Source organism: Gluconacetobacter diazotrophicus PA1 5, assembly GCF_000067045.1.
Taxonomy (GTDB): domain Bacteria; phylum Pseudomonadota; class Alphaproteobacteria; order Acetobacterales; family Acetobacteraceae; genus Gluconacetobacter; species Gluconacetobacter diazotrophicus.
This window is the reverse complement of the sequence record NC_010125.1, coordinates 2813638-2837240: the sequence shown is the minus strand read 5'-3', so window position 1 is coordinate 2837240 and position 23603 is coordinate 2813638. Positions and strand designations below refer to the sequence as shown.

The window sequence follows — 23603 nt, the reverse complement described above, 5'->3', positions numbered from 1 at the left end:
TCGGCCATGATGTCCCTTGGGGAATATCGCAATCGTGCTGCTCTGCTGTCGGACTACCTGCCCTGGGCCGCGCTGGTTGAGAAAAGCGTGGTCCTGAACAAGGATGGTTCCTTCCAGCGTACGGCGAAAATTCGCGGTCCAGATCTGGATAGCGCCACACCAGCGGAACTGGTTGGTGTCACCGGACGGTTGAACAATGCGCTCCGTCGTCTTGGCTCCGGCTGGGCGGTGTTCGTCGAGGCGCAGCGCGTCCCGGCGACGCTTTATCCCGAGAGCGATTTCCCCGATGCTGCCTCGCACATGGTCGATCTGGAACGGCGCGAGGCGTTCGAGGATGAGGGCGCGCATTTCGAGAGCCGGTATTTTCTGACCCTGGTCTGGCTGCCGCCAGCGGAATCATCGGGCCGTGCCGAACGCTTTCTCTATGAGGGCAGGGAGCGCGAGGGGCCTGATCCGCATGGAATGCTTCATGCGTTCGTGGATCGCACGGACCGGATGCTGGCGTTGCTGGAGGGCTTCATGCCCGAAGCGGCGTGGCTCGATGACGGCGAGACGCTGACATACCTGCATTCGACGATCTCGACCCGGCAGCAGCGTGTCCGTGTACCGGAAATCCCGATGCACCTCGATGCCCTGCTGGTGGACCAGCCGCTTTCGGGCGGTCTGGAACCGAAACTCGGCGATGCGTATCTGAAAACCCTGACGATCACCGGTTTCCCGTCGCGGACCTTCCCCGGAATCCTGGATGACCTGAACCGGCTGGCCATGCCCTATCGCTGGTCCACCCGCGCCATCCTGCTCGACAAGACGGATGCGACGAAGGTGCTGACCCGCATTCGTCGCCAGTGGTTCGCCAAACGGAAATCGATCGCAGCGATCGTGCGTGAGGTGATGACCAACGAGGCGTCGGCCCTGGTTGATAACGATGCCGCCAACAAGGCGGCCGACGCTGATCTGGCCCTGCAATCGCTGGGGGCGGATGATGTCGGGCAGGCCTACATCACCGCGACCGTCACGGTTTGGGATGGTTCCGCTGCCATCGCTGCGGAAAAGCTCCGCCTGGTCGAGAAGATCATTCAGGGCCGCGACTTCACCTGCATGGCCGAAAGCCTGAATGCCGTTGAGGCGTGGCTGGGATCTCTGCCCGGTCATGTCTATGCCAATGTTCGTCAACCGCCGGTCTCGACCTTGAATCTGGCCCACATGATCCCGCTGTCGGCGGTCTGGGCTGGGCCGGAGCAGGACGGGCATTTCAAGGCGCCGCCGCTGTTCTATGGGAAAACAGCCGGGGCGACGCCATTCCGGTTTTCCCTGCATGTCGGGGATGTCGGTCACACCCTGATCGCCGGCCCGACAGGGGCGGGCAAATCTGTGCTGCTGGCTCTGATGGCGCTCCAGTTTCGTCGCTACGTGGGATCGCAGATTTTCGTATTTGATTTCGGCGGCTCTATGCGGGCCGCAACACTCGCGATGGGTGGGGACTGGCATGATCTGGGTGGCGGGCTGACAGATGAGGGAGATGGTGATCTCGCCGTCGCCCTCCAGCCGCTGGCGTGGATTGACGATCCCGACGAGCGCAAATGGGCCACGGAATGGCTGGGGCAGATTCTTGTCGGCGAAGGGTTAACACTTACCCCCGAGGTGAAGTCCCACCTCTGGTCGGCCCTCAATTCCCTGGCGTCCTCGCCCGTGCATGAGCGGACCCTGTCAGGGTTAGTCGCCCTGCTCCAGTCCAACGCTCTGAAGCAGGCTTTGGCACCGTACTGCCTCGGCGGTCCCTATGGCCACCTGCTCGATGCCGATACCGAGCGTCTGGGCGATGCCAATGTGGTGGTGTTCGAGACCGAAGGGCTGATCGGCTCCGGCGCGGCGTCTTCCGTGCTGTCCTATCTGTTTCACCGCATCGAGGGCCGTCTGGACGGGCGGCCCACCCTGCTGGTCATCGACGAGGGCTGGCTGGTGCTGGATGACGGCGATTTCGCGGGGCAACTCCGGGAGTGGCTGAAAACCCTGCGCAAGAAGAATGCGTCGGTGATTTTCGCCACCCAGTCCCTGTCCGACATCGCGAACAACGCGATTGCGCCGGCCGTGGTGGAAAGTTGCCCGACGCGGATCTTCCTGCCGAACGAGCGGGCCATCGAGCCGCAGATAGCCACGATTTATCGGGATTTCGGGCTGAATGACCGGCAGATCGCCATCATTGCCCGTGCCGCGTCGAAGCGGGAGTATTATTGCCAGACCCAGCGCGGCAACCGTCTGTTCGAGCTGGGGCTGGGACCGGTGGCGCTCGCCCTGTGCGCGGCATCCGGGAAGGACGATCACAAGCTGATTGATGCGGTGCTGGCGGAACACGGACGTGCCGGATTTCTCGCGGCATGGTTCGACGCACGCAGCGTGGCATGGGCTGCGGACCTTCTGCGGGAAGGAGACGTGCCATGACGGAAAAATTCTTCCGGATTCATGCAACACTTTTCCGTCGTATGGGACTGTTCGCATCCGTCACGGCGCTGGCCGTTGGTGCCGGCGTCAGTTCGGTGCAATCCGCCCATGCGCAATGGGCGGTCTATGACGGTGCTGCGCATGTCCAGACCGTGCTGATCGCGGCGCGGGAATTGCAGCAGATCGACAACCAGATCACGTCTCTCGCCAATCAGGCGCAGATGTTGGTTAACCAGGCGAGGAATCTCGCCCTGTTGCCATTTTCGACATTGTCGACGCTGCGATCAACGATTTTCCAGACCACCGCGCTACTCGCGCAGGCGCAGAACATCGCCTACAGCGTCCAGTCTGTCGAACAGCAGTACCAGCAGTCCTACACGTCCGTCTCTTCGGGGATGTCCGACAGTGCCCTGTTCAGCCAGGCCCAGACCCGCTGGCAGAATTCCGTCGGCGGGTTCGAGGATGCCCTGAAGATGCAGGCCCGTGCCGTCGGCAATATCCCGTCCGATAGCAGCGCCATGACCCAGCTCGTCTCAGCAAGCCAGAGTTCGAGCGGCGCGCTCCAGGCGGCGCAGGCCGGCAACCAGCTTCTGGCCCTGCAATCCCGGCAGCTCTCGGACGTGGTTGCCGTGCTGTCGGCCAACGGACGGGCACAGGACCTCGACCGGGCGCGTGAGGCGGCGGGCGAGGCGGAAGGCCTGGCGCAATATGAACATTTTGCGCAGCACGACGCCTACGTGCCGGGCGCCGTCTCTGTCTTCAATGACGGGAACTGACGGTCATGGCGGGCACGGGTATGACCAATGCAGGTGTCATCGACAATTTCCTGAACAGCTTCACCACGACGATCGATAGCGGTTTCGGTCTGGTGAAAAGCGATGTCGTGTCCTTGGCCGGTTCGCTGTCCGTGCTCGACATTGCCCTCGCCGGTCTGTTCTGGGCCTGGGCGGCAGACGAGGACATCATCCGGAGGCTGGTGAAAAAGACGCTCTATATCGGTTTCTTCGCATTCATCATCGATAATTTCGACGGTTTGTCGAAAGAGATCTTCGACAGTTTCGCCACCCTCGGCCTGAAGGTCGGGGGCGGCACGCTGGCGCTGGGTGATTTCGTGCATCCCGGCAGGCTGGCGGCGACCGGGTTTGACGCGGCGCAGCCGCTGCTGGATGCGATGCACCAGTTTCTCGACCCGATCCATTTCTTTACCGGCTTCGCCCAGATCGCGGTGTTCCTGATTTCCTGGTTCATCGTCATGGCGGCGTTCTTCGTGCTGGCCGTCCAGCTTTTCGTGGCGATCATAGAGTTCAAGCTGACCACGCTCGCAGGGTTCATCCTGATCCCCTTCGCGCTGTTCAACCGCACGGCATTTCTCGCCGAAAAGGTGCTGGGTAACGTGGTGTCCTCCGGTGTGAAGATCATGGTCTTCGCCGTGATCAGCGCCATTGCCTCCACGCTCTTCTCCCAGTTCACCACGTCTTACGGCGATAGCCTGCCAACGATCGGCCAGGCGCTCTCGGTGGTGCTCGCCGCCCTCGCGATGATTGGGCTCGCCATGTATGGCGGCAGTGTCGCCAACGGGCTGATTTCCGGTGCGCCGCAGCTTGGCGCCGGGGCGGCGGCCGGGACTGGAATGGCGGTCGGTGCGATGGGAGCCGCTGCCGTGGCTGCCCCCGCTGCCCTGGCGTCGGGCGGGGCTGCCGCACTTGACGCGACGGCAGCCGCCGCACGCGGAGGGGCAGCCGTCGCGGGTGCTGCCACGACGGCTTACAGCGCTGGAGCGGCGGGAGCGGGCGGTGCCGGAAGTGTGGCGGCCGGCATCGGCGGAATGGGCCGGGCTGTCGGTGGCGCTGCCATGAGCGCGGCGAAGAGCAAGGTCGGCGCGGCGGCGTCGTCATTGAAGGAAAGCTACGCGGCCGGCGGACGCTGGGCCGCTGGTGCGATGGGCAGCGGGGGAGAAGGCGACGGTCCGTCGCATAACGGTGGGTCTTCAGGCCCGTCCGGCGGCGGGGATGACCCCGGTTCCGGGCCTGCCGGTAGCGGCAACCCTGGTCGCGGCCCCTCGGGAGGCGGCCCTGATGGCGGCGACGCCTCCGACGGCAAGCCGCCGCGCTGGGCGCGGAAGATGAAGCGCCGCAATGCTGCCGCCCATGCTGCCGAGGCCGCCAATGTTATCCGCTCCGCCGATGGCGGCGGCGGATCCGCTTCCATCGATCTCTCGGAGAAAGAATGATGTTCCGTCGCTCCACCACACGCTATGGGACCACGCCCGAGCCGGTGACACCCTATCAGAAAGCAGTGCAGGTGTGGGACGAGCGCATTGGTTCCGCCCGCATCCAGGCCCGTAACTGGCGGCTGATGGCGTTCGGTTCCCTGTTCCTGTCCGCCGGTCTCGGGGCTGGCCTGGTCTGGCAGTCTATGCGCGGCACCATCACGCCGTGGGTGGTGCAGGTGGACCGGCTGGGGCCGGCGCAGGTCGTAGCCCCGGCGACAGGGGGCTACATGCCCGCCGATCCGCAGATCGCCTGGTATCTGGCGCAGTTCGTTCACGACGTCCGTTCCTTGTCGTCGGACGCCGTGGTGGTCCGGCACAACTGGCTGCGCGCCTATGATTTCACCACCACGTCCGGGGCTGCGGCCCTGAACGATTACGCGCGGCTCAATGATCCGTTCTCGCGCATCGGGCACGAACAGGTCGAGGTGGACATCGCCTCGGTCATCCGCGCCTCGCCCGGCAGCTTCCGCGTTGCCTGGACTGAGCGCCATTACCGCGACGGGGCGTTTACTGGCACCGAGCGCTGGACCGCCATCGTCTCGGTCGTTCTGCGCACGCCCCGCGATGCCGATCATCTTCGCCGCAATCCACTCGGGATTTTCGTCTCCGCCATCAACTGGTCGAAGGAGTTGGGTCAATGATCCGCATGCTCGTGCGCGCGTTGCCGCTGACGCTGCTCGCTCTGTCCGCCTGCGCAGGACAGTATCATCCGCCTGTCATTCGCTACGATGACGCCGTGCAGGCGACACGTCTGCCGGACCCGCCGAAGCCGGTACAGGTGGTGGAGGTGCCACAGCTACTCCCGCTGCCGGGGCAGTTCAAGCCGTTGCCATCACGACGCACGGTCCATCCGGCCCCCGAAGTCGCCGACCCGACGGCACGGGTCACGCAGGCCAATCTGGCGGCGCGCATCCAGCCCACGCGCGCAGGCTTCATCAATGCGGTGCAGGTCTATCCCTATTCTTCCGGAGCGCTCTATCAAGTCTATACCTCGCCCGGCGAGATCACCGACATCATGCTCCAGCAGGGTGAAAAGTTGGTCGGCACCGGGCCGGTGGCCGCTGGCGATACGGTGCGCTGGATCATCGGCGATACCGAAAGCGGGGCCGGGGCGACAAAGCGCATCCATATTCTGGTCAAGCCGACGCGACCGGACCTCACCACCAACCTGATCGTCAATACGGACCGGCGGACCTATCTCGCCGAACTGAGGTCGACACCGGCAACCTATATGGCATCGGTGTCGTGGGATTACCCCGAGGATGACCTGATCGCCCTGCACCGGCAGGACAGTGCGGCCGACGAAGCGGCACCGGTGGATGCAGGGCTGGATCTGAACGCCCTGAATTTCCGTTACGCCATCCAGCCGGTGAAAGGCGGGACGCCACCCTGGCTTCCCGGCCGGGCGTTTGACGATGGCCACAAGGTCTATATCGCGTTTCCTGCCGGGATCGGACAGGGCGAATTGCCGCCGCTCTTTGTGCTTAGGGCGGATGGCGGGCCGGAACTGGTGAATTACCGGGTCCGGCAGAACTGGATGATCGTCGATCGCCTGTTTGCCGCCGCCGAACTGCGGCTGGGCGACAAACATTCCGAACAGCGGGTGCGGATTGTCCGCACCGACGGGCGGCGGACATGACCGGGCAGGCTCCTGCGAGCGGAGGATCTTCCGCCGCCCCGGTATTGCCGCCTGATCCGCGTCTGCGAGCAGAACGGCCAAGTGTGGTCCGCCTCAGTCGCACCGTGGTCTGGTCGCTCGGTGGCATGGGCATGATCGCGGTGGCCTTCGCGCTGGGTTACGCCCTGCAGGCCAGTCATCGGGCGCCATCGACGCCCGCTACGCAGGACACCGATGTCCGTCCCTCGGCCGACGGACTGGCGGGGCTGCCCTCCGATTATGTCGGCAAGGGCGTGCCGAAACTCGGCCCCGCGCTGCCCGGTGATCTCGGACGCGCCATCCTGCATGCGCAAGGGCAGGGGAAGGCGGCCTCCGGCACCGAAGATCACCGCGCCGCTCAGGAGGTCGAGGCGGCGATCGCCAGCCGACTGTTCGTGCAGACAGGGGAGCGTGACCGCGCCAGCGAACAGGCGACGCCGCTCGCCCAGGGTGCTCCGGCCACTCAGAGGCAGGCGTCCACCACGACCGGGCCACAGGCCGGAAACCTCGCCTTTCTGGAAGAGCAGCCTGATCGCGCGACGACCAGCCCGGACCGCATTGCGCTGCCTGCCTCGCCCTATATCCTACAGGCCGGTACGGTGATCGCTGGAGCGCTGAACACGAAGATCAGCTCCGACCTGCCGGGCCAGATCGTCGGTCATGTCACCCAGAACGTCTACGACAGCCCGACCGGCCGCTATCTGCTGATCCCGCAGGGCAGCACCCTGTTCGGAGCTTATAACAGTAGCATCTCCTTCGGGCAGCAACGCATCCAGATCATCTGGACCCGGCTGATTTTCCCGGATGGCGAAAGTCTGGTGTTGGAGAAGTTGCCAGGCGGCGACGCTATCGGGCAGTCGGGTCTGTCCGACGAGGTCGACAATCATTGGGGCCAGCTCTTCAAGGCGGCCCTCGTCACGACCCTGCTCAGCGTGGGCTCAGAGGCCGGCACGTCCTGGAACGAGAACAATCTCATGCAGGCCATCCGAAGCGGGGCGAGCAACGGCTTCTCCATGGTCGGTAACCGGCTGATCGATCGCAGCCTGAACGTCCAGCCGACACTTACCGACCGGCCGGGACTACCGTTCACCGTCATTCTTGGGCCCGACCTGTTGCTCAAACCCTATCGGAACGGAGGAAATCCTCGATGACGGACCTGAAAATTCGAGAACTTCCCGATGAGAAACCGGTGAAAATGACCGTGGCGTTACCTCCCGATATCCATCGTGACCTGCTTGCCTACGCAGCACTTCTTTCCGGTAGCGATTGGACGATGGACCCGGCCCGACTGGTCGCGCCCATGCTCCGGCAGTTCATGATGTCGGACAAGGGGTTCGCCAGGGCACGGAGAAAGGCAAAAGCACCGTCGTCGGGAAAGTAGCATTATGACCTGTGGGCCTCGATATATCGGGCGAAGAGCAGGGCACAGGGATTTTGATTGTCGGGTCGCCAGACGATCCCGAATTCCAGATGGGAGGAGCCGTCGGCGTCCCGGATCTCCATGATCGTGACGTCCTCCCCATACTGATCGTGGATCAGGGGCAGCCATGAGGCGGGGAGCAGGGCGACGCCTTCGCGGTTCTGGACGAGTGCGATGACGCGATTGCTGCCGATATCATGATGTTGGATTTTGGGATGGAAATCGGTTTCACCGAGTTTTCGCCGGATAAGTTCCTTGAAGTCCTGACCGGCGTTATCGCGCCCGATCAGGAATGTTTCATGACGTAGGTCCTGCCATAAAATCTCCTGTTGCGTCGCCAGAGGGTGGCCGGTGGGAAGGGCGGCCACGATACGGTCGCTCCACAGGGGTGTGACCTGCAAGGCAGGCACCAGATTGCGGCGCGTGACGACCGCGAAATCGATCTGTCCGCGCTGGAGGCGCCGCAGCAGTCTTTTGCCGGTGCCTTCGGAGTAGCGAAAGGCGATATCGGGATGTCTGGCACGGAACGCCGCCGTGAAGGCCGAGAGTCTCCCGGGCAGGACGCAGGTCTGGATACCGATCGAGATCTGGCCGGTCTCGCCCTTGCCCGTTCGCTGCGCGCGGAGGTTCATGCCGGCCACGTTGTCCAGGATCGTCTGGGTCCAGCGGATGAATTCCTCACCGAACGTCGTTGGTGTGACACCAGTGGGGGAGCGGAGAAACAACGGGACATTCAGCCGCTCCTCGAGGTTGTGCAGGGACCGGCTGACGGCCGACTGCCTTGTGTTCAGGAAGCGCGCCGCGCCGTGGATACTGCCGTGCTCGGCGATTGCCCGCACGCACAGCAACTGCCACAGATCGAACGGCGGCCGTTTCATGTTTTTCGTTTTTGGGCCAAAGCCAACAAAAGTGTTCTTGTAAAGACATCATCGGAAAATGGCTGCTGGCCGGTAACCAATTCTCGATCGGTGACGACGTTTGGTTTCCATATTGGTGCATCTTCTAGGAAAGCTCCCGCCAGTCGTAGCGATGTCGCTGGGGTAACCCTCACTTGCGCATGCAGGCGCGATGTTTCGACGATTTTTTCTTCAGCATTCGAGAAGGCCGTCATATGGTAACCGCGATAGATCCAGTTCCGGGACGCAGAGCGAGCCTGACGAAGGTTTCCACCTTCTAGAGATTCCATGAAAGATTGAGGAGAGGTAAGGGTTGAAAGCAACGCGATCGGGCCGTGACATATCAGCGCCGTGATCCGATGCCGCTTATGAAACTCGGACAATATCGCACCCAAGTCGGGGTTGGTCGCCAGATCCTGCATGGGGGCATGGCCGCCAGGAATGAAGACAGCGTCGTAATCGTCGACTCCTTCCTTCCTTACGGAGGAAAGAGAGCGCGGATGTCGAACTGTTAAAAGATGTTCAACGAAATGCTCGGCTTCCTGTTCCTGTTTTAAGTCCTTATTGAAGTACAAAGCATTTGCTGAATGGTGATCCCAGGTTACTATGTTGCCCTTGGGATTCGTAAAGACCAGATCATATCCAGCCGTAACAAGTGCTTTCGCTGGCACAGCTAGTTCGTTGAGATAAAAGCCAGTTTCATATTTCTTGTGCTTTTGCAGGTCCAGGTAGCGCGCGCTCGAAAGGATAACGAGCACACGTTTCGATCCGGCATCCGCAGCTAGCGCAGCTTGGGAAGTAGAGCTAACCGCCAGAACGATGACGAGCCCCCATAACGAACTTATTCGGTAGAGCATGAGACGGTTCCCATGTGGGCGATATTCGTGGAGTAGTGGCTATCGCCTTCAAGAGGAATCATAGGGCCAAGCGCTCCGCTGAGAACGACTTCTCCCGCCTTCAGCGGCTCGCCGAGCACTGCCTTATGACGTAGGAACCAGCGCAGCGCATGGAGCGGATGTCCAAGACATGCGGCGCCGACACCGATCGAAACGATGCGGCCATTACGGGTCATCGTCATGCCGCAAAGTTGTAGATCGACGTCCCCCAGCAGCTTTGGTCGCGTTCCCATGATGAAAAGGGCGGAGGATCCATTGTCGGCAATTGTATCGATCGCTCGGATTTTCCAATCCTCAATACGGCTATCGACAATTTCCAGTGCGGGCAGGACATGATCGATCGAGCGAATTAATTCCGCCATTGTCGGGTCGGGGTGGACGAAATCACGCCCCAGGACGAACGCGATTTCTGCTTCGATGCGTGGCTGGATGAGGTGAGCGAGCGGAATCATTCCTTCATCGGGTATTTCCATGTCCGCGAACAGCGTTCCGCTATCTGGCTCGTCAACGCCAAGCTGGCGCTGGACCTCCGGAGATGTCAGGCCGATTTTATGGCCGATCAAGCGCCGACCTTGGCTGAGTGCCAGTTCGCGCCACGCGGTTTGAACCTGATAGCCGAACATCACGTTGTCGGAGCCAGTTTCGATGCTGATAGGAGTAATGGGTTTCCGATTGCGTGTGGCCTCGTCAAGCGTGCGCGCCCAGCGCTGGATGTCGTTGGTTTGTGCCATGGGGGTGCTCATGCGATGACGGCTTCAATCAAGATGGGGCCGGTCGCTCGAATGGCTCGACCGAACGTCTCCCTGAATGCCGCCACCGTGGTGACACGTTCCGCCGCGACGCCCATTCCTGTCGCGAGGGCGGTCCAATCGAGATCGGGGTCACCAATATCCAGAAGCCTGCGTGATCGCGTTCCGTCGACGCGTGCTCCGACGCGGTCCAACTCCTGCTCCAGAATTGCGTACGCCCGATTGGCGAAGATGATCGTGATGACGTCCAGACGTTCGCGTGCCTGAGTCCATAGTCCTTGTAGATTGTACATCGCACCCCCATCGCCGTGCAGGCAGACGACCTTGCGCGTAGGAGCGGCGACTGCCGCCCCAACGCTGAGCGGAATGCCGCTTCCGATGGCGCCTCCCGTCAGGTTCAGGTGGTCGTGGGGCAATGCCGCATCCAGAAGATCATAATTGGGAAAGGTCGATGTCAGTCCTTCGTCGATGACGATCGCGTCTTCCGGAAGGTCAATGGTGACGCAGCGGAGGATACTGTCCGGCGTCAGCGATTCATCGGACTGCGGAGCGGCCACGGTAAGCCGAGCAGGAGGGCAATATGTTTTTGCCTCAAGACGATCCGCCAGGCGCTCGAGAGCATCCGGCCCGTCTTCGCGGGGGAGTGTGAGTGTATGCAGCGCGCAGTCCGGCGGGACCAGCCAACTCGGTCGGCCAGGATAGGCGAAAAACGCGACCGGTGGTTCCGCCCCGACGAGGACCAACTGATCAAATGCCGCCAGTTGCCGTAGGACTTCGTCACCCCGGTAATGCAGTCGCTCGATAACAGGGTGATGCCTTCCCCGGCGGATCCTGGGCGCAAAGGTATCACAGAACAACTTCGTTCCTGTTCGTGCTGCTATACGCGCTGCCCACTGTAGCCCTTGCCCGTGAAGGACATCGCCACGCAGGAGCATTGCCGATCGGCTGGGACCGCGTAAAAGGCCAGCAACATGTTCAAGCGTGCTTTCGGGGGTCGTCGCCGGCAACATCTCGGTTTCAGGCAGGCCGATCCGCTCGGCAGGAGCCCAGGCGGTATCGGCGGGTAAGATCAGCGTGGCGATCTGCCCAGGTGAACGACGGGCGCAGGCGACCGCTGTGGCGACATCTCCCGGAAGGGCGCGGGCCGAGGCCGGTCGGCGAACCCAGTCGGATACAGGGCGCGCGAAGCCCGCGATGTCAGAGGTCAGGGGTGCGTCATACTGGAGGTGGTAGGTGGCATGGTCCCCGACGATATTGACGATCGACGATTGCGCGCGTCGTGCGTTGTGCAAGCCGGCGAGGCCGTTCGCGAGGCCCGGGCCGAGATGCAGCAGTGTCGAGGCGGGTTTCCCCGCCATGCGGGCATATCCGTCGGCCGCTCCGGTTGCGACTCCTTCGAACAGACAAAGCACCGGGCGCATCGCGGGAACAGCATCGAGGGCAGCCACGAAGTGCATCTCGGACGTGCCGGGATTGGCAAAACACGTATCGACGCCACAGGCGACGAGCGTATGCAAAAGGCTTTCGGCACCGCTGAGCGAAGTGCCGTTTTCAGGTGGTACGGACATGATTGTGGTCCTTGGGAGCAAGCGTATTTGGTAAACAGCGTTCAGTGAGCGTGCAGGAGCCCGCCATCGACGGGGATGAGCGCGCCGGTCACGTACGAGGCCAAAGGGCTGGCGAGGAAGGCGGCGATGGCGCCGAATTCCTCGGGTGTCCCATAGCGGCCTGCTGGTATGGTTTCGAGATCCTGTCGCCGAACGTCCTCGGCGGAGCCACCTTCGGTGTTCGCGCGTGACTGGTTGAGTTTTTGGACCCGAGCGGTATCGAAGCGGCCAGGCATCAACGTATTGACGGTGACGCCGTCACGCGCGACTTCACGCGCCAGAGTGCGCCCCCAATTGGCGAGCGCTGCTCTCAGGGCATTGGACAGGACAAGACCCGGGATCGGTTCGACGACGCTGGTGGACGAGACCATGATGAGGCGTCCGAAACCGTTTGCGCGCATGTTCGGCAGGAACGCGTCGGTCATGGTCATCACGGGCAACAGCATCGCCCGCGCCTGGGCTTCCCAGAGCGCGGCATCGAAGACGGTGGCGGAACTGGGCGGCGGGCCACCACCATTGCCGATCAGAATGTCAGGAACACCGACCTCATCTTTTATCGTGCTGATCGCCGCATGAACTGCGTCCTGCGATGCCAGATCGGCCACGATGCATGATATTGTTGCCGACGAAACAGCACGGAGACTTGCCGCCGCCGCTTCCAGGCGTGACGGGTCGCGGGAGAGCAGGCCGACATGCACGCCTGCCCTTGCAAGGGCATGGGCAATTCCGAGGCCAAGGCCGCTGCTGGCACCCATGACAATGGCCGTTCGGCCCGATATTTGAAGATCCATTCCGTGTCCCTTTTTTCCCTGAACCAGGCGACATGGCATCGCCGCCGCTTTTCAGGTTTTCTGGACAGGAAAATTACGCGCTGATGGACCACAGGATCCAATGCTCGTTTGCCTGGGTTGATGACTTCAGGTCATCACGTGAGGCAATCAATGAGGCGCCCAGAGTTCGTTTGTGGCGGCTCCTTCGGACGTTAGCCACGCAATGAAAGCGCTGATCGCGCGTTCATGCTGGCGTCCGGGTCGGGTGACGACATGATAGGCGGTTCCGCAATCCATCCAGGGCGCACCAACACGCACCAGACGTCCATCGTCGAAATGAGACTGGATCAGGGAGCGTCTGCCGACCATGATGCCCTGGCCCGCCAAGGTCGCGCTGATGACCACATTATAGTCATTCAGCGACGTGACAGCGGGCTTGGAGGAGAGGCCAAGCCCGTCGAGCAGTCGATCCCATTCGAAAGGTTGCGCCGCGCCGAATAATGTCCTGCCGGCGAATATCTGCTCCACGTCCGTGCTGTCTTGCCAAGCGGTCGGAGCGGCGACGGGAGCCAGTTCCTCGCGCATGAACATGCGAGACCAGGTTCCCCGCCATGGACCTATTCCGTAACGCAACGCCAGGTCCGTCGATCCGGCATTAAGGTCGGCGAGGTGGTAGTCCGGCACGAGATCGACAGTGATATCCCGATGCTTCGTCGTGAAGGCAGGCAGACGAGGGGCAAGCCATGACGCGGCCAGGGAGGGTAGAACGCTCACACGCAGCGGGGAAGCCGCGCGCTCGGTGACCTGAGACAGACCGTCGTGAAGCCATTGGAGGGCCTGTTCTGCCTTCTCGAAGAGCAGACGGCCTTTTTCCGTCAGCTTAATGGTGTTGCCACGTCTCTCGAAAAGCGGTACGCCCAGATCCCGTTCAAGGTTTTGGACATGACGGGTGAGCGCGCTTTGAGAAATGCCAATAGACCCAGCGGCGCCGCGAAAGCTGAGATGCCGCGCGACCGCGCAGAACGCTTCCATAGCCGTCAGGGGCAGACGTCGACGCATAATGTCCTCCCTTACAGACCGATAAATCCATCGTGCTTTATTTGGACGGTCGCGACATCATTACAAATGAAATCCAGAAACGCCCGAACTTTTGCGGGCGGAAGATGGCGCGACGGATGATAGACATGGAGCGGGAAATATTCATCGCACCAGTCCGGAAAAAGGTCGATCAGGGTGCCGCTTCGCAGAAGCTCGTCGATTCCGAGTGTCATGGGCTGCGCTACGCCCAGGCCTGCGATACACGCGGCCAGGCCGGTTGCGACATCGTTCAGGATCAGGCGTCCGCGCACCGAGATATTCAGGATTTCGCCCTGTCGGTGGAATTCCCAGTCGAAGGGACGTCCGGTCGCCGGATCCCGGAACAGCAGACACTCATGCGTGCCTGTTTCCAGATCTCGCGGATGGATGGGACGACCGTGACGCGCGATATAGGCGGGAGACGCGCAGGTCACGATCCGCGCTTCCAGCAATTTGCGTGTGATCAGACCGGAGGGCAGTGGCTCGCCGAAGCGGATCGCGACATCGAACCCTTCGGAGACGAGATCGCCCAGAGTGTCGCGTGTCACCAAATCCAGTGTCAGTGCAGGATGGGCGTCGAGAAATGATCGAAGCTTTGGTGCGAGTAGCAGACTGGCGAACCATGGATCACAATTGACGCGCAGCCGCCCGGAAACTGTCGCCGACGCACCGGCTGCGCTGCTTGTTGCCTCCTCGATCCCGGCGAGCAGGGGCGCAACCTCGGCCACCAGTCGATGCCCGGCCTCCGTCAATGTCGTTGAGCGGGCATTGCGGTCGAACAGCCGGACGCCGAGGCGGGATTCCAGGCGCGCGACGGCTCGGCTGACACCCGATGGCGTCAGGCCCATTGTTGCGGCTGCACGGGTGAAACCACCGGTCTCCGCCACCGCGATCAGCGTCTCGATACCGCTCAATAGCCTTGTATCGATAGCCATAGTTGATTTCCCGTCATCATTGGAATGACAGAATTGCGCTCGAATCATGAGATGTCCAGCAGGCATATGCGTCGCACAGGCGGTGCTTCTGCCGCCCGGAGCGGAGTGTGACGGATGGACATGAAAGACAAACGCGTCGTGGTGCTGGGTGGGACATCGGGAATCGGATTGGCGGTTGCAGAGGCGGCGGCAGGCGAAGGCGCGCGGGTTTCGATCGCCTCCAGCCGCAGGTCCAGCGTGGACGCCGCTTTGGCACGGTTGCCGGACGGCACGGACGGACACGCGCTTGACCTGCGTGATGAAGCAGAGGTGAGCAGACTTTTTGCTGCGATCGGGCCCTTCGATCATCTGGTTTTCACGGCAGGAGAAAGCCTGCGACTCGGGCCAATCGCGGACATGGCGTTACCGTCTGCGCGACAGTTCTTTGAGTTGCGCTATTGGGGCGCGTTGACGGCGGCGAAATATGCGGCGCCCCTGATCCAACCAGGCGGTTCCATCGTGTTTACCTCCGGCATCGCGGGTGCGCGGCCGCCGCAAGCTGGCTGGGCATTGGGCGCGAGTATCTGCGGCGCGATGGAAGGGCTGACGCGCGCGCTGGCGATCGAACTGGCGCCGATCCGGGTCAATATCGTGGTACCGGGCTTCGTGAAGACTCCGCTCTGGAACGACATTCCGGAGGAAAACCGTGAGACGATGTACGCGACTGTCCGTGAGAAGCTGCCTGTGGGGCGTATCGGTGAGCCAGACGATCTGGCGGCCGCCTATGTGTTCCTGATGAAGCAGCGTTTCGCGACGGGACAGAGCTTCGTTATCGATGGGGGTGGCTTGCTGGTATAGAGAAGCTTCAAGCGCAAGCAGAAAAGAGTTCGCCAAAACAGCTGTCAAACCACGCTTTGTTCTCAAATGGCGACTGTTGCAACTTGAGAAGCAATCCTGCCCCCGCAACCATACAAAATACAAAAACCCCGCTAAACCAATCGGTTGGCGGGGTTTTTGTTTGGCTGCATGGCGGGATGAAAATAAATACCAACCAAAATCAATGACCTAATTTCGCAGGTTCAAAGCGGGGCCGCTTAACCCGCAACCAATTGCGATAAATGTCCAGTTCTACGGTGACCTTGCCCCCTGAAATGCCCTCGCATTGAAGTAAGGTCTGTCCACTGGAGACAGACGATGAAGAAAGCGCGATTTACGCAGGACCAGATTATCGGGGTCCTGAAAGAGCATCAGGCGGGCGCTACGGCTGCGGATCTGTGCCGCAAGCACGGGATCAGTGACGCGACCTTCTACACCTGGCGGTCGAAATACGGCGGGATGGAGGTGTCGGAAGCGCGGCGCCTCAAGGCTCTTGAAGAAGAGAACGCGAAGCTGAAGCGGCTTCTGGCGGAGAGCGTGATGGACGTCTCGACGCTGAAGGAACTACTGGCAAAAAACTCGTGACGCCCGGTTTGCGGCGGGAAGCCGTGACCTGGGCGATCCGGGAGAAAGAGTATTCGCAGCGACGGGCCTGCCGGCTGATCGGCATGGACCCGAAGACCTGGCGCTATGCGTCACGCCGCCCGGATGATGCCGCAGCGCGCGGGCGGCTGCGCGAACTGGCTGGGGAGCGACGGCGATTTGGCTACCGGCGACTGCATATCCTGCTCGGCCGGGAAGGAATGACGATGAACCACAAGAAGCTGTTCCGGCTGTATCGCGAAGAGGGCTGTCGTCCGCAAGCGTGGCGGCCGGAAACGGGCGCTGGGCACGCGCTCGCCGATGATGCTGCCCGACGGGCCGAACCAGCGCTGGAGCCTGGATTTCGTCTCGGATGCATTGAACAACGGACGGCGCTTCCGGGTGCTGACGGTGGTCGACGACTACACGCGCGAATGTCTGGCGCTGGTGGCGGACACCTCGTTATCAGGCGAACGCCTCGGTCGTGAACTCGACCGGATCGGCGAGCATCGCGGCTGGCCGCTGATGATCGTTAGCGACAATGGCACCGAGATGACATCGAACGCGATCCTGGCCTGGCAGCAGAAGCGATCGGTGCTGTGGCACTATATCGCACCGGGCAAGCCGCAGCAGAACGGGTTCGTCGAGAGCTTCAACGGCCGGTTCCGCGACGAATGCCTCAATGAGCATCTGTTCCGTAACATCGCCCACGCTCGGACGGTCATCGAGGACTGGCGGGCCGACTACAACGCCGTCAGGCCTCACACCAGCCTCAATGGCATGACGCCAGAGGCTTTCGCTCAACACGCCACCAAGGCATACAACAATACACAGACCCTAACTCAAAACTGAGGGCACGTTCGGGGCAGGGTCACACCTAATGGGCTGGTGGTTGCGAGCCACCAGCCTATCAATGCTTTACCCATAACAGTATTATTAAGTGAGGAAATATGCCTTCTATAAATACTATGAACTGTGCAGAACTACATGCTGCGTTGAAACATATTAAAAAACTCGAAGAATTTGTTGCTCAAGAAAGTCAACGAAATCAGGGGCCAGGATGGTCTTATGTAATTGATATTTTGGACAGGGATAGAAAAATTGTCGAAAATGAAATAAAAAACGCTGCTAATTTACATTTAATTTTATAGTAAATAAGGGCGCAAGTTGCACCCTTATTTTTACCCAAAAAGGTAAAAAGTATCTTGCGGCTTGAGTTACCCTCATTTGAGGGTAACTCATCAAATCAACAGGCTATGACTCACGTTTTTAGGCTGTTTTCGGACTTTTGAAACAGTCACTTAGCACTACAGTTGCGTTTTTGCCCTGAGGCGCGAGAGGTATGCTGCGGCCTGATGAGCACGTCGAAAGAACGACCATCGGAGGATATGCTCGATGGAGGCGCGGCTTCGGGTAATTTTCACGGCGAGGCGGCGGATTTCCTGGATTGACCAGCGGATGAGCGGCCGCGTTTGTGCAACTGGCTTTTTTTGAGCGCCATGGCGTTGGCCTGGGACCGCACAGCGGCCATCATGGCGTAAGCCAGCATGACCAACGAGACGTGACGGTGCCAGCCATGCCAGGAACGGGTTTCATTATGGTCGAGTCCGAATTCGTTCTTGGCGGTCTCGAACCCTTCCTCGATTCGCCAGCGCGTGCCCTCGACACGCACCAAGATCTCAAGCGGTGTTCCCTGAGGGCACCAGGTCGTGAAATATGCCAGATCGCCATCGGAGGGATTACGCCGGACCAGCAGCCCACGGGTCCATATCCCGGTTGAGATACCTGAATATTCGGAGGCCTCGAGATCGGCCATCGGGCAATACAGCCAGTCATACAGTCGTTCGCCCTTGGTGCCGCGTCCGGCGGAACAGCGGACCCAGGTCTCGTCCGGCAGGGTCTTGATGATTTCGCGCGCCTCGCCGGACCAGTGGATGTCCGGACGCCAGGAATGGAACCAGTGATTGGCGTTGACGCCAAGGACGAAGCCTTTGCCTGCGCGGCGCAAAGCCATTTCCAGTTCACTGACGCCATAGACGCTGTCGCCAGCCACCCACCGGAACGGCACATCGGCCGCAAGCGCCCGGCCGATCATCGCGGTGGCCAGGGACGGTTTGCTGGCAAACGTGACATCGCCCGGCACATGGGCCGCCGCCAACCGCTCAGGCTTTTCAGTCCAGGCTTTCGGCAGATACAAAGCCCGGTCGAGAAAAGCATGCCCCTTGTCAGAGACATAGGCTGCGAACACGCCAATCTGGCAATTCGTGATCTTGCCGGCAGACCCGGTATATTGCCGTCCCACTCCGCATGATGCAGAGCCCTTCTTGAGGAAACCAGTCTCGTCGACCACCAGTACCGCGTCGGCATCCCCCAGATGCTCGACAACATGATCGCGCACGACGTCCCGCAATGCATCGGCGTCCCAATGCCCGCGTCCAAGCAGGGCCTGCTGTCGCCATGGCCCCGGATCGCCCGCAGCTTCAGCCCGCATCCAGCCGGTCTTGCGCGGCTCGTTGCCCAGTAGTGTTTCCAGAAACCGGCCTGCCGATGCCGCCACCCGCTCCTGGCCGAATACCGGGCGCATTCGCTCCTTGGCGTCCCGCAGCGCCTCCAGCGTCAGAGCCAGAACATCCTCGACCGAAGCTGCGCTATTCATCTCGTTCAGAATCATGGTTACCCATAGATTCAGAACTCTCAGAAAAACGCAACTGTAGTGTTAGAGCCCGATCCGAAAGTTCTTCAACCGTGACAATGCCTTGCTGTCCGTCGTGTGAGCATTCGGATCGAGGCGATCAATGTCCATGCGGTTGAGGAAGCAATGGATTGTTCCCAGTCTTTGGCGAGCCGCCTGCACCGTCCCAGCCATGCGAATGTCCGTTCAACCACCCAGCGGCGCGGCAGGATCTGAAAGCCCTTCGCCGTATCGGACCGCCTGATGATTTCAAGGGTCCATTTTCCCATGGAGGCGAGCGCGGATCGCAATTTGTCGCCAGCATAGCCGCCATCAGCGAAGATGTGGCGCAGCCAGGGAAAGCGCCTGCGTATCGCTGCCAGGACATCAACAGCCCCATCACGGTCCTGGATGTCGGCGGCATGAACGAGGAGAAAGATCAGGAAGCCGCAGGTATCCGTCACAATATGGCGCTTGCGGCCCTTGACCTTCTTCCCCGCGTCATAGCCCGAAAGCCCGCCACTTTCCGTGGTTTTCACCGACTGGCTGTCAATCACGCCCGCGCTCGGAGAGGCTTCACGCCCCTCGATCTCGCGCAGGCTCATGACCAGCACCGTATTCATGACTTCGAACACTCCGGCACCACGCCAGGCGTAAAAATAGCGCCTGACGGTCGAGACCGGCGGAAAGCATTTCGGCAGCAGGCGCCACGCACACCCGGCCGAGGCTATGTAGAGCATCGCGTTGACCACCTCGCGCATATCCGTAGTGCGGGGGCGACCGCCCCGTTTCGCCGGGGGTACAAATGGCATGATCAAAGCCCACTCCCCGTCCGTCATATCCGATGGATATCGCAACCCTTCCCGGCTATGTTCACGTCGGGCAATACCAGTCCATGTCACCATTCACTCCATCTCTTCGCAAAGACGGATGAATCACAACAGGCTGGTATTGTTCAAAAACTTTCGGATCGGGCTCTTAGCGATACGCTGGCGCGCGAAGGACGGCACCGATGGTTTCTATACGTCGAAAGCAACGGCGACGACGACGGCGGACGATTTCCGCGTCGGCAGCAACATGGCGTATTTCAATGGTCGTGTTCATACGGGGCCGATCAGGCATGATCTGGTCATCGGTACCAACGGTTAGAGCCTGTTTGGAAAGTCGCTGAAGTGTGATTCAAGCTCTGGATGTGGACGCCAGAGCAGAGAGGCCGCATGGCCAGGATTACCCGCAAGACGAAGCGTTATCCGTCTGATATGACGGAGGAGGAATGGGCGCGCATCGCGCCACTGATGCCCGAGCCGGGACGCACGGGGCGTCCGCGCGAGATCGAATTCCGCGAGGTGATCAACGCGGTTCGTTACCTGGTTCGATCCGGCTGCGGCTGGCGAATGCTGCCGATCCATTTCGGGCATTGGCGTACGGTCTATGGTTGGTTCAGGGAATTGGCCCGGCGGTTCCTGTTCCAGACCATTCATGATGTGGAACTGATGCTTGACCGGGAGCGCTCGGGCCGTGAAGCCAGCCCTTCGGCCGGAGTGATCGACAGCCAGAGCATCAAGGCGCCGCACGCGAAAACAAGAGGTTACGACGCTGGAAAGAAGATTGTCGGGCGCAAGCGGCATATCGCCGTGGATACGGACGGACGCCTGCTGATGGTCAACCTGACGCCGGCGGACATCTCCGACAGCGCCGGAGCGCAGATGATCCTGGACGCGATCCGCAAGCGCTGGCCGTGGGTCAAGCATCTATTCGCGGACGGTGCCTATGACCGGCTCCAGTTGATGGACAAGGCTGCCTACCTGGACTTCGTCGTCGAGGTGATCCGTCGCAGGGACGGAGCGAAAGGCTTTGAGGTTCTCCCCCGGCGCTGGGTCGTGGAGCGAACCTTCGGATGGATGACCCGATGGCGACGCCTCGTGCGCGATTACGAGCGTCGCATCGATGTCTCACAGGCCATGATCTTCGTCGCCATGGGCGCCAATCTCACCCGAAGAAACGCTCATCCATGACTTTCCAAACAGGCTCTTACATGATGGGAAACTATAATCCGACGAGTGCGGTAACGGCGCCGCAAAACCTGGGAACGTACAATATGTATGGTGCTGCGCCCACCGGCGGCACGCAGCCTTATTATCAGGGACGTTACAAATCCAGCACCATTACCAGCCAGTCCTTTATCGTGGGCGATACGCTGACGATCAATAAACATTGGTCGATCATGGGGACGCTCGCCTGGAGCTGGATCGATCAGGCAGGTGCGCTCAATGCCACCAGTCCGCTCAAGCAGAGCTTCCAGGCCAACGCTGCCTTCAGTCCGACGACCAGCCTGATGTACAAGCCGACCGACAACCAGACCTTCTATTTTACCTATGGGCAGTCGGTCGAGGCGGGACCCGTTACGCCCAACAGTCAATATTATACCAACACGAACATCGCATTGCCGATCGCGCATTCCGAAGAGTATGAAGTTGGCTATAAAGTGCGGTATCAGAAAATGCATTTCAACGTCGATGGTTTCCGCATGACCTCGCCCTATGCGATGTATGTCGGCGCGGCGAATGGTACGTGCGCCGGCGGTAAGACCTGCCAGACCTACACATATGGCGGAACGCAGCGCAATTATGGCGTGGAAGCCCAGGTTTCGGGTGAGGTTCTGCCTAACCTTTCCGTTCTTGCCGGTATGACCTGGCTGGATGCGGAACTGGTCGGCAGCAAGACCGCCGCCTACAACAACAAGGAAATTGTGGGCGCCGCGCCGTTGCAAGCCAGTCTGTTGCTGGACTACCGCCTGCCGGCGAGGTTGGGTTCCTTCGCGTCGGGTTGGGCCTTCAATGCCGGGGTCCATTATATTGGCAACCGTGCGGCCAATGTGACCAATACGCTGCATACCGGATCGTACACGACGCTGGAACTGGGCACGCGTTATGCCTTCCACGTCGCCCGGTTTCCGTGGGTCGCGCGTTTTGGCGTCAGCAATGTCACGAACGAACGGTACTGGGCATCGGTTTATACCGGTGCGCCGAGTGGCACGTCCGGCGCGGCATCAACCTTGTATGCGGGGCTGCCGCGCGTCTATCACTTTACCTTGTCGGCGGAGTTCTGAGGCGCCGTCCGTTAGTGACCGTGTCTGAGCTGCGGATGGCATCGTTCTCTTGTCATGCAGCGAGGCGGAAAATTTTGACGCAGAGACTACAACGAGATCGGCAATAAGACGCCGATCTCGCTGCACATTCCCGACGCATTCAGACCGTTGCCGTGACTCAGGTCGGAAACTCTACCATTCGGCGGTTCGACCTTCGGGAGCAAGCCGTAACCTTAATTCGGAACCCAGGGCACATTGGGGCAGGGGCGGCAGGCATGTTCAATCCTGCGGTCCCGAACGGGCTTTAAGGAAACGGCCCATCGTGGGTTTGCGGAGTACCTGGCCGTTCTCGACGGCTATCCTGCCGCGTGCAAGCACCATGGCGGGCCAACCGGTGACGAGGCGTCCCTCGAATGGTGTGTAGTCGATCCTGCTTTGGAACAGGTCATTGGTGATCCTGACCTGCTGTGTCCGGTCCCAGAGGACCAGGTCCGCGTCGCTGCCCGGGGCGATCGTGCCCTTGCGGGGATAAAGGCCATATCGCTGGGCCGGTGCGGTGGCCGTCAGGCGGACGAAATCCGTCAGGCCGATCTTCTGGCTGTTTACACCGGCATCGAACAGGACGGCCATTCTGGTTCCCAGCCCGGGCATCCCGTTGGGGATCAGTGAAAAATCCGCGTCGCGGCCATGGCGTGCTTTGCCGGACGTTCCTTCCAAGCTGTAGCCGCAATGATCGGACGATACGATGCCGATCACTCCATCGCGCAGATACGACCACATGCCGTCCTGGTCGGCCTGGGTGCGCAGAGGGGGGCTGCAGATATATTTTGCGCCCTCGAATCCGTTCCGCTTCAGATCGGCTTCCGTGAGGGAAAGATAATGCGGGCAGGTTTCCGCGGAGACCTTGACGCCGCGGTGACGGGCGCGCGCGATTTCCTCGGCGACTTCCGGGCATGAAACATGGAAGATCTGGATGTCGTGGTCGACGAGTTCGGCCAGGGTCATGGCGCGATAGGTGGCCTCGCGTTCCAGGCAGGGGGGGCGGGAGGTGGCGTGGGCGTGGGCGTCGGTTCGTCCGGCGGCGAGATGGGCTTCGATCATGTGGCGGATCGCGTCGTAATTTTCGCAATGGACCGAAACCACGAGGCCGCTGGCCTTCGCCGCGTCGAGAACGCGTAGGAACTGTCCGTCCGTCAGATGGAAATCGTCGTAGGTCATGAAGACCTTCAGCCCCGCCACGCCCCGGCGGGCGATTTCGGGAATACCCTTTTCGATCGTATCCGCGTCGGTACGCGTGACGATCTGGTGGACGGCGAAATCGATGCGCGAATTCTGCCCCCGCCGGAGATAATCCTCGAACTGTGTGACGATGTTGCGTCCGGGCACATGGGACGCGAAACACACCACCGTCGTCGTGCCGCCCAGCAGTGCGGACGCGCTTGCCGAAGCGAAATCGTCCTCATGCACCGTGCCGTCGGCCTCTTCCTGCTCGATATGGCAATGACCGTCGATGCCGCCCGGCATGACCAGCAGCCCGGTGGCGTCCACGACATGGTGGCCGGTCAGACCGTGCCCGATCGTGTCGATCGTTTCGCCGGTAATGCCGATATCGGCGGTAAACACGTCGCTGGCGGTCACGATGGTGCCGTTGCGGATGACGATGTCGAAGGTCATTGGAAGATTCCTGGC

At 61.0% G+C, this 23603-nt stretch carries 21 protein-coding genes and 2 pseudogenes; 13 read left to right on the top strand and 10 right to left on the bottom strand.

All coding sequences use genetic code 11. The annotated features are described in order from the left end of the window. Positions 1-6 precede the first annotated feature (6 nt). From trbE to GDI_RS12995, 7 genes are read left to right on the top strand one after another with little or no spacing between them, the layout of a single operon-like run. The gene (gene trbE / locus GDI_RS13025) at positions 7-2439 is read left to right on the top strand and encodes a conjugal transfer protein TrbE (protein ID WP_012226900.1); all 2433 of its coding nucleotides are present in this window, start codon (positions 7-9) and stop codon (positions 2437-2439) included. Beyond that, positions 2436-3215 (top strand): P-type conjugative transfer protein TrbJ, encoded by a 780-nt coding sequence (gene trbJ, locus GDI_RS13020; protein ID WP_041249449.1) that lies wholly within the window; start codon positions 2436-2438, stop codon positions 3213-3215. Before trbE ends, trbJ begins: the two co-directional genes overlap by 4 nt. Positions 3216-3220: 5 nt before the next feature. Next, positions 3221-4669, top strand: a complete 1449-nt coding sequence (gene trbL / locus GDI_RS13015) for a P-type conjugative transfer protein TrbL (protein WP_231854123.1) — start codon at positions 3221-3223, stop codon at positions 4667-4669. After that, positions 4669-5352 (top strand): conjugal transfer protein TrbF, encoded by a 684-nt coding sequence (gene trbF, locus GDI_RS13010; RefSeq protein WP_041249448.1) that lies wholly within the window; start codon positions 4669-4671, stop codon positions 5350-5352. Before trbL ends, trbF begins: the two co-directional genes overlap by 1 nt. Further along, positions 5349-6350, top strand: a complete 1002-nt coding sequence (trbG, locus tag GDI_RS13005; protein WP_012226892.1) for a P-type conjugative transfer protein TrbG — start codon at positions 5349-5351, stop codon at positions 6348-6350. The genes trbF and trbG overlap by 4 nt, the downstream gene beginning before the upstream one ends. Then, on the top strand, positions 6347-7519 hold the full coding sequence (locus tag GDI_RS13000) for a TrbI/VirB10 family protein (protein WP_012226890.1): 1173 nt from the start codon (positions 6347-6349) through the stop codon (positions 7517-7519). Before trbG ends, GDI_RS13000 begins: the two co-directional genes overlap by 4 nt. Next, complete coding sequence (locus GDI_RS12995) at positions 7516-7749, top strand: DUF2274 domain-containing protein (RefSeq protein ID WP_012226888.1); 234 nt, start codon at positions 7516-7518, stop codon at positions 7747-7749. The genes GDI_RS13000 and GDI_RS12995 overlap by 4 nt, the downstream gene beginning before the upstream one ends. Before the next feature lie 2 nt (positions 7750-7751). Here the strand turns inward: GDI_RS12995 and GDI_RS12990 are convergent, their stop codons facing one another. The 7 genes from GDI_RS12990 to GDI_RS12965 all read right to left on the bottom strand — a co-directional run bounded on the left by GDI_RS12990 (position 7752) and on the right by GDI_RS12965 (position 14718). Beyond that, entirely contained in the window at positions 7752-8666 is a 915-nt protein-coding gene (locus tag GDI_RS12990) for a LysR family transcriptional regulator (RefSeq protein WP_012226886.1), read from the bottom strand. Then, positions 8663-9541: a type 1 glutamine amidotransferase domain-containing protein gene (locus GDI_RS19205; protein ID WP_012226884.1), complete on the bottom strand. Its 879-nt coding sequence runs from the start codon at positions 9539-9541 to the stop codon at positions 8663-8665. The genes GDI_RS12990 and GDI_RS19205 overlap by 4 nt, the downstream gene beginning before the upstream one ends. Beyond that, on the bottom strand, positions 9526-10311 hold the full coding sequence (locus GDI_RS12985) for a 2-keto-4-pentenoate hydratase (RefSeq protein ID WP_041249822.1): 786 nt from the start codon (positions 10309-10311) through the stop codon (positions 9526-9528). The genes GDI_RS19205 and GDI_RS12985 overlap by 16 nt, the downstream gene beginning before the upstream one ends. A gap of 8 nt (positions 10312-10319) precedes the next feature. Further along, the gene (locus GDI_RS12980) at positions 10320-11897 is read right to left on the bottom strand and encodes an acetolactate synthase large subunit (protein WP_012226880.1); all 1578 of its coding nucleotides are present in this window, start codon (positions 11895-11897) and stop codon (positions 10320-10322) included. Between the two features lie 41 nt (positions 11898-11938). After that, on the bottom strand, positions 11939-12727 hold the full coding sequence (locus tag GDI_RS12975; protein WP_041249447.1) for an SDR family oxidoreductase: 789 nt from the start codon (positions 12725-12727) through the stop codon (positions 11939-11941). Positions 12728-12874: 147 nt separating this feature from the next. Beyond that, positions 12875-13765 (bottom strand): LysR family transcriptional regulator, encoded by an 891-nt coding sequence (locus GDI_RS12970; RefSeq protein ID WP_012226876.1) that lies wholly within the window; start codon positions 13763-13765, stop codon positions 12875-12877. 11 nt (positions 13766-13776) lie between these two features. After that, entirely contained in the window at positions 13777-14718 is a 942-nt protein-coding gene (locus GDI_RS12965; RefSeq protein ID WP_012226868.1) for a LysR family transcriptional regulator, read from the bottom strand. Positions 14719-14832: 114 nt separating this feature from the next. Here GDI_RS12965 and GDI_RS12960 point away from each other — a divergent pair, with 114 nt between their 5' ends. From GDI_RS12960 to GDI_RS19815, 3 genes and pseudogenes are all read left to right on the top strand, one after another. Then, positions 14833-15555, top strand: a complete 723-nt coding sequence (locus GDI_RS12960) for an SDR family oxidoreductase (protein WP_041249446.1) — start codon at positions 14833-14835, stop codon at positions 15553-15555. Between the two features lie 336 nt (positions 15556-15891). Next, positions 15892-17007, top strand: a pseudogene (locus tag GDI_RS12950) (IS3-like element ISGdi11 family transposase). 98 nt (positions 17008-17105) lie between these two features. Continuing rightward, positions 17106-17306: a hypothetical protein gene (locus tag GDI_RS19815; protein ID WP_012226861.1), complete on the top strand. Its 201-nt coding sequence runs from the start codon at positions 17106-17108 to the stop codon at positions 17304-17306. Between the two features lie 269 nt (positions 17307-17575). Here the strand turns inward: GDI_RS19815 and GDI_RS12945 are convergent, their stop codons facing one another. Together GDI_RS12945 and GDI_RS12940 are read right to left on the bottom strand one after the other, a co-directional pair. Further along, positions 17576-18826 carry an IS701-like element ISGdi12 family transposase gene (locus GDI_RS12945; RefSeq protein ID WP_012226673.1) on the bottom strand — a complete coding sequence of 417 codons (1251 nt, stop codon included), beginning with the start codon at positions 18824-18826 and terminating at the stop codon, positions 17576-17578. 68 nt (positions 18827-18894) lie between these two features. Further along, positions 18895-19731 (bottom strand): IS5-like element ISGdi1 family transposase, encoded by an 837-nt coding sequence (locus GDI_RS12940; protein WP_012222260.1) that lies wholly within the window; start codon positions 19729-19731, stop codon positions 18895-18897. Between GDI_RS12940 and GDI_RS20300 the strand changes: the two genes are divergently transcribed. From GDI_RS20300 to GDI_RS12925, 3 genes and pseudogenes are all read left to right on the top strand, one after another. Then, the gene (locus GDI_RS20300; RefSeq protein WP_231854370.1) at positions 19637-19975 is read left to right on the top strand and encodes a hypothetical protein; all 339 of its coding nucleotides are present in this window, start codon (positions 19637-19639) and stop codon (positions 19973-19975) included. The genes GDI_RS12940 and GDI_RS20300 overlap by 95 nt on opposite strands. A gap of 41 nt (positions 19976-20016) precedes the next feature. Further along, a complete protein-coding gene (locus GDI_RS12930; protein ID WP_012553437.1) occupies positions 20017-20841 on the top strand; it encodes an IS5-like element ISGdi2 family transposase in 825 nt (274 codons plus the stop codon). An 8-nt stretch (positions 20842-20849) separates the two neighbouring features. Further along, positions 20850-21935 (top strand): annotated as a pseudogene (locus GDI_RS12925) (TonB-dependent receptor); the annotation flags it as partial. Positions 21936-22193: 258 nt separating this feature from the next. On the opposite strand, the gene hydA reads toward GDI_RS12925, so the two are convergent. After that, entirely contained in the window at positions 22194-23588 is a 1395-nt protein-coding gene (gene hydA, locus GDI_RS12920; protein ID WP_012226854.1) for a dihydropyrimidinase, read from the bottom strand. Positions 23589-23603 lie beyond the last annotated feature (15 nt).